This is a genomic window from Peribacillus sp. YIM B13482 (assembly GCF_042787975.1).
In the GTDB taxonomy this organism is placed as follows: domain Bacteria; phylum Bacillota; class Bacilli; order Bacillales; family DSM-1321; genus Peribacillus; species Peribacillus simplex_A.
The window spans coordinates 1-5,973 of record NZ_JBHZPF010000106.1 but is presented as its reverse complement, the minus strand read 5'-3'; the positions used below and the strand labels follow the sequence as shown (position 1 = coordinate 5,973).

Here is a 5,973-nt window from a genome sequence, read left to right as displayed (position 1 = left end):
GCACTTCCGCTCCAATCAACCTTAAATAGTTTCGTTTTAAAAACAACAATCTTTACGAAAAGAGCCTTTTATTATGACTAACTTTATGTACATATTTTGTTTATTAGTATGGGGGCTTAATTTTATTGCCGTAAAGATTCAAGGTACACCTGTGAGTTTAGAGTTATCTTTAACATATCGTTTAAGTATGACGGCAATCCTATTTTTCATTCTTTTATGCATTCTCAGACCTAAAGGAAAACCCATGAAAAGGGATGTTCCATTTATTATTGTGTTTGGAATATGTAATTTTGCCTTAAGCTATTTATGTCTTTATTACGCGACTATCTTAAGTTCAGCGGCTATGGTTACATTGATCTTTTCATTGAAAGTCATTTTAACACCTATAGCCCTTCGTCTTTTTTTGAAAGAACAATTACGTTCTCGTATCTTAATTGGAGGGGTAATTGGTGTACTGGCTGTGTGTATTGTTATTTACCCAAGTTTGAATGACATTCATGGATTTAATGATATAAAAGGAATCATGATAGCCGTTCTTGGTACCATCCTTACTGCAATGGGCGATGCATGCTCAGCTAGAAATGCTAAGAAGAAAGTAAACCCAATCTATGCTAATGTAATTGGATTTGCAGCAGGAGGAATTCTTTTAGGGGCAATTGTGTTCATAAAAGGACAAGCAGTCAGTATACCGACATCCATTTCATATTTGTCTGCTTTGTTCTATTTAACTATATTCGCCTCCTTTGGAGCTTGGCTATTCTACCTCAAGCTTGTAGAGAAAATAGGCGGGGCAAAAAGTGGATACATGGTTGCCCTATTTCCGGCAATTGGAGGTGTGGCTTCAGTGATGATTGGTGAATCAGATCCATCCATTTACTTGGCTGCTGGCTGTCTTTTCAGTTGTTTAGGTGCTGCCATTGCATTAGGAATAGGCAAGCATATTGGTAAAATTAACTTGAAAGAAGAAAATTCGATTAACAAATAAGGGTTTCCGCCGTAATTCGATACAGAGAGGGATGGGACAATGGAAAGTAAATGGCCAAAAGAAATGAGAGTAGCGCAAATCCGCGTTGCACGTCCTACTGATCAACTCAAGAAGGTTGTAGACTTCTATTGTGAAGGATTAGGTTTGAAAAAAATCGGTTCTTTTGAAGGGCACGAGGGATATGACGGCATCATGATTGGGCTGCCTGATTCCAGCTATCATTTAGAGTTCACTCAGCATAAAGATGGCAGGCCTTGTCCGGCCCCATCACAAGATAATCTGCTCGTCTTTTATATTCCTGAACGTAAAACCATTGAGGAAATCACGAATAGATTGAAAGGTATGGGGTATGAACCGGTTTCTCCGGAAAATCCATATTGGGAAAAGTCAGGTGTTACCATTGAAGATCCGGATGGCTGGAGAATTGTATTGATGAATTCGCCAGGAATAGGACATTAAAATAATAAAAGTGAATTTATTTAGAATCTACAAGTGGGGACCCAATCTTGCTGCTTAACAGGCAGCCAGCCCCCTTCTTTATCGAATGAATGAAATCGGCCGAAAAGGATGGTGCTTTTCGGTCGTTTTGGGTTCATGAAGACATAGTGATTCCGCCATTGATGTGAAGGGCATCCCTGCTATATATGCTCCCTCATCAGATGCAAGCAGCACATACATTCATTAGATAAGTCATTCCAGGTACGTTAGCGTATAAGGAGGCCCTAATCGAAGTATAGGGGCATTGTAGTTAAAAAAACCTCTCAAATCAAAAGGCATTGAAGCCTTTTTGGAGCATCGTGTAGTCGTACTGAACACTATGCCGGAAAAATTTTTGTAATGATTTATTTAGCCTTGGACATACTTAATTAAGATATATAAAAGAACCATTTATCTAAAGGAGGAACCCGTATGTCTAACGAAAATATTCAAAATAAAATGGAAAATATTTGGCAGGATACATGTGGATCATGGGAAAACTGTACGGAAACTACAATTCAGTCATTCTTGGCAAAATCCGAAGAAAGCAATATAGACCCGCAATATTGCATGAGCTGGGTGGAACAACATAAAACCCAAATACCTGAGTGGCCCGCCGTTTCAAAAGTGTCGCTGGACTGGGTAAATCAACATACTTCTACTGGATCACCCATTTCAATGAAGGACCAGGATCTATAGAATGGTGGAAGGTTTTTAGCCTTTTAAATATTACGAACTCTAATATGAGGTGAAAATAGTTGTCGAATAATGAGAAACAAGACGGTAAATCAAATCGTCGGCAAGGTTCAGAATATAACAGAGAGCATTCGAACAATGATCCAGATTACATGGTTAATGCTTGGGACGAAACGAATGTTGAAGATTCATTTGTACAATCAGCCATCCAAGAAGAATTCAATAATCCAGTAATCCAAGAATCCATCTTGAAATTCAATAAAATAGCAAATGAAGAAGAAAAGGAATCTTGATTTTAACGCCCCATAGGGCGTTTTTTTTTGAAGCAGGAAGTGAAAAGAATTTTTAAGTCACATATCTTTCGCCTTGTTGCCATAAGAATTTAGAATATAACTGATATACAAATAAAGGGAAAAGGCATATTGATATCGTATAAAGCATATTATAATTCTTTTTTATATTAACTAAGTAAGATCATCATTAATGGGGGAGTGAAGATAATGGAAGCATCGGTAGAGCGGATTTTTTCTAATGCATTGGTGGAATTGGCCGGGCATTTTTTTCTAGTGAGTACAGAGAGTTCAGTAAAACTTGGCGATGCAGAGAACTACGTATTTGAGGTTCACAGGGATGGAACACCATACATCTTAAGAATGACACACCAATCACATCGTTCAAAAGGCCAAGTGCTTGCTGAGTTAAAGTGGATAGAGTACTTACAGAATAATGGAAGTGAAATACCGAAAGTTATCCCTTCTACAGAAAATAACTTAGTTGAAATTGTAAAGGGTCTGGATGGCACAGATTTTTATTGTTGCTTATTTGAAAAAGCCCCTGGTGTAAGGGTGAAAGTCACCGATGAAAATTTCGACGGACATTTATTTTCCGAATGGGGAAGAACAATAGGCCACCTGCATAAAAAAACAAAAAGTTACAAGCCTGAAACAGAATATAAAAGGCTCGATTGGCATGAAGAAGAATTATTGAATGCCGAGCACTATCAATCTGATGTTCCAGAGCAAGTGATGCACCAGCAAGAATTAATCATAAATAAATTAAATGCACTTCCAATTCATCAAGATAATTTTGGATTGATTCATTCTGATATACATAACGGCAATTTCCATTTCCATGAAGGCAAGATTCATGTTTTTGACTTTGATGACTGTTCTTATCACTGGTTAGCTAGCGACCTGGCCATACCTCTGTATTATCTTATGTGGAGTTTAGAACGTGAAGGTGTAAAAGAACTCGATGGATATGCTGCCAAATTCATGAGGGATTTTATAAAAGGTTATGAGACGGAAAATAAACTCGCACCTGTAGATTACGAAACGATCCCGCTATTTTTAAAATTAAGGGATCTAACGTTATATAATTTTTTTCATAAAAAGTACGATTTGAAGAATGCGGATAATCAATTATATAAAACCGTTCAGAAAACCGAACAAAGAATCATGGAAGGCCGTCCTATTGTTCACTTCAATTCGAACCTGATTTATTGAAAGATTGATGTATCTGAACATTAAACAGGGTACTGACAAGGAGGCTTTAACTGAATATGAAGTTCAATGCACTAGTACCTGAACTATCAGTATCGAATATAAGTGAATCGAAAAAATTTTACCTTGAAATTTTGGGGTTTCATTTAGAATATGAACGTGTTGATGATAAATTTGCCTTTCTTTCTTTAGGAGAATCGCAAATTATGCTGGAAGAAATAAATGGAAGTTGGGATACAGGAGAATTGATATATCCATTAGGCAGAGGGATTAATTTTCAAATTGATATTGATGATGTTGAAAAATTGGCGGCTGCTTTAAAAAGGCGTGGAATAAAATTATTTAGAGAAATGATGGAAAACCATTATGAAAGCGATAATGAGGTGTTTGTAAAAAAGGAGATTTTAGTTCAAGATCCAGATGGTTATTTACTAAGGTTTTCACAGACAATGAATCCGAGTGGGGCAGTCTTAAAAAATAAGGGGGATTGGCATGTCAGAAACGAAAAATAATAGTCTTACATATATGATTCGGACTGGTGAATTAAAAGATGCGGAAGCAGTTTTGGATGTACAGTATTCCGTTATTTCCGAAGGTGAGTACTTTATTGCGTTATCAGACGAGTTTAATAAAACACCAGAACAACAAAGGGATTGGATACGAAGGCTATTGGAAAGTGAACGAGAAACCATCATCGTGGCCGAAATAAATGGTGAAGTCATTGGATGGATAGGATTTCAATCGGAAAATAGGAGGAGAATGTCTCACAAGGGCTCATTTGGGATCATGATTAGAGAAAAATACAGAGGGATGGGTATTGGAAAAAAACTAGTTAAAGCATTATTGGAATGGGCGGAAACCAATCCGTTCATTGAAAAGGTGAGTTTAGGAGTTTTTTCAACAAATCATCGGGCAATATCACTTTATAAAAGTATGGGGTTTGTTGAAGAAGGCCGTAAAGTTAAGGAGTTTAAGATGAACGAAAGTGAATACGTTGATGATATTATCATGTACAAGTTGGTTTGAACAGACTGAAAGAGCATGAATTGATTCAATACATGCTCTTTCGGTTTTGTTATGTATCTATTTTTATATTAAAACGATGTTTCCGTCATGCATCATTTAATTATTTTAACCTTCACTTGCTTTCTTCCCCACGTTAAAGCATCCGCTTCTTTTGCGATGAATACATCGATTCTGTTTCCTTTGATCGCGCCGCCCGTGTCTGCAGCGATTGCTTGTCCATAGCCTTCGACTTCAACGATGGAGCCTAGCGGAATCACGTTCGGATCGACTGCTATCAGTTTGGCATCATCATATTTTTGTAAATCGACGCCCATTCTTGTGGTGCCTGAACATCCTTCGCAGCTCGCTGTATATGCAGTACTTGTTACCGTCAGTTCTTTAACGGCCGAGCTTGCTAAACTGGCTCTTTCTTCTAATTTACTGAAAGTCCGTGCACCGGCTATACCGTCAGCGGATAATCCCTTTTGCTTTTGAAAGTTCATGACTGCTTGTTTTGTACCTGTACCATAAATTCCATCGATCGTTGATGTGTAAACATCCGAGGCTTTCAATAGCCTCTGCAGTTCAGCTACAGGTCTTCCGATATCCCCGCTTTTCAGTACCTGGATTTTCTGATTCGTTTTTGTTCCTGCTATTCCATCGGCTTTCAGCCCTGATTTTTCCTGAAACTTCTTTACGGATTCTTTTGTAATCGGTCCGTAGTAACCTGTTGCTTCATAATAGGGAAAAACCCCTTTTGTCAGTAATAATTCTTGTAGTTCCTTTACATCACCATTACTCATTCCTGATGAGAGTGTGCGATCCAAAGCTGCGGCTTCGCCTTTAGTTGGCATGCAAACTCCTAGAATGAATACAGAAGCCGTTAGGATCGTTATTATAATTTTCTTCATGTTTATCCTCCTCGTTGTTTCCTGCAATTAAACCATTCGTTAAACGATCACTCTTTTAGGCGCAGATAAGGAAAAACACCGCGAAGGCACTAAGGAATTGTTAAAACATGTTAGAGAAAGAAAAGAAATGAGGCGGAGAACGGGTTACCATATCCTTAGTAATTAGCGGATTCTGGATTCTATTAAAAAGAATCAGGAAAAGAATTGAGTGGACTAAATCCAGGCAACATCGTTCGGGGATGGATTTTTTCAATAATCCACTCCTTCAAGTCAGGTCTTTTCATTCACGGACTCTTAGCAAGGATATGGCGGTCTGTTTTATAAGAAACATCTATGGCGGCGATCCTCGCCGCCACCATCTATCACGAAACCCTGCTCATTACCCCAAAATAGAGTC

Annotated in this window: 8 protein-coding genes; 7 read left to right on the top strand and 1 reads right to left on the bottom strand. The window is 38.0% G+C overall.

Going from position 1 to position 5,973, the window contains the following annotated elements; genetic code table 11:
* Positions 1-73: 73 nt before the first annotated feature.
* The 7 genes from ACFX4L_RS24740 (at position 74) to ACFX4L_RS24710 (ending at position 4,686) form a co-directional block, all read left to right on the top strand.
* Positions 74-985, top strand: coding sequence for a DMT family transporter (locus ACFX4L_RS24740; protein ID WP_377406576.1), 912 nt, complete (start codon positions 74-76; stop codon positions 983-985).
* A gap of 39 nt (positions 986-1,024) precedes the next feature.
* Positions 1,025-1,444, top strand: coding sequence for a VOC family protein (locus ACFX4L_RS24735; protein WP_377406575.1), 420 nt, complete (start codon positions 1,025-1,027; stop codon positions 1,442-1,444).
* Between the two features lie 450 nt (positions 1,445-1,894).
* Positions 1,895-2,161, top strand: coding sequence for a hypothetical protein (locus ACFX4L_RS24730; protein ID WP_061464967.1), 267 nt, complete (start codon positions 1,895-1,897; stop codon positions 2,159-2,161).
* 59 nt (positions 2,162-2,220) lie between these two features.
* Entirely contained in the window at positions 2,221-2,451 is a 231-nt protein-coding gene (locus tag ACFX4L_RS24725; protein WP_125162981.1) for a hypothetical protein, read from the top strand.
* A gap of 207 nt (positions 2,452-2,658) precedes the next feature.
* Complete coding sequence (locus tag ACFX4L_RS24720) at positions 2,659-3,663, top strand: phosphotransferase enzyme family protein (RefSeq protein WP_377406573.1); 1,005 nt, start codon at positions 2,659-2,661, stop codon at positions 3,661-3,663.
* Positions 3,664-3,719: 56 nt separating this feature from the next.
* A complete protein-coding gene (locus ACFX4L_RS24715; protein ID WP_377384501.1) occupies positions 3,720-4,172 on the top strand; it encodes a bleomycin resistance protein in 453 nt (150 codons plus the stop codon).
* Positions 4,153-4,686: a GNAT family N-acetyltransferase gene (locus ACFX4L_RS24710; RefSeq protein ID WP_377384499.1), complete on the top strand. Its 534-nt coding sequence runs from the start codon at positions 4,153-4,155 to the stop codon at positions 4,684-4,686. The genes ACFX4L_RS24715 and ACFX4L_RS24710 overlap by 20 nt, the downstream gene beginning before the upstream one ends.
* 92 nt (positions 4,687-4,778) lie before the next feature.
* Here the strand turns inward: ACFX4L_RS24710 and ACFX4L_RS24705 are convergent, their stop codons facing one another.
* A complete protein-coding gene (locus ACFX4L_RS24705; protein WP_375166200.1) occupies positions 4,779-5,576 on the bottom strand; it encodes a peptidoglycan-binding protein in 798 nt (265 codons plus the stop codon).
* Positions 5,577-5,973: the final 397 nt, after the last annotated feature.

Coding starts and splice junctions, on each gene's coding strand:
- ACFX4L_RS24740 (WP_377406576.1), top strand. CDS start 74: ATGACTAACTTTATGTACATATTTTGTTTATTAGTATGGGGGCTTAAT.
- ACFX4L_RS24735 (WP_377406575.1), top strand. CDS start 1,025: ATGGAAAGTAAATGGCCAAAAGAAATGAGAGTAGCGCAAATCCGCGTT.
- ACFX4L_RS24730 (WP_061464967.1), top strand. CDS start 1,895: ATGTCTAACGAAAATATTCAAAATAAAATGGAAAATATTTGGCAGGAT.
- ACFX4L_RS24720 (WP_377406573.1), top strand. CDS start 2,659: ATGGAAGCATCGGTAGAGCGGATTTTTTCTAATGCATTGGTGGAATTG.
- ACFX4L_RS24715 (WP_377384501.1), top strand. CDS start 3,720: ATGAAGTTCAATGCACTAGTACCTGAACTATCAGTATCGAATATAAGT.
- ACFX4L_RS24710 (WP_377384499.1), top strand. CDS start 4,153: ATGTCAGAAACGAAAAATAATAGTCTTACATATATGATTCGGACTGGT.
- ACFX4L_RS24705 (WP_375166200.1), bottom strand. CDS start 5,576: ATGAAGAAAATTATAATAACGATCCTAACGGCTTCTGTATTCATTCTA.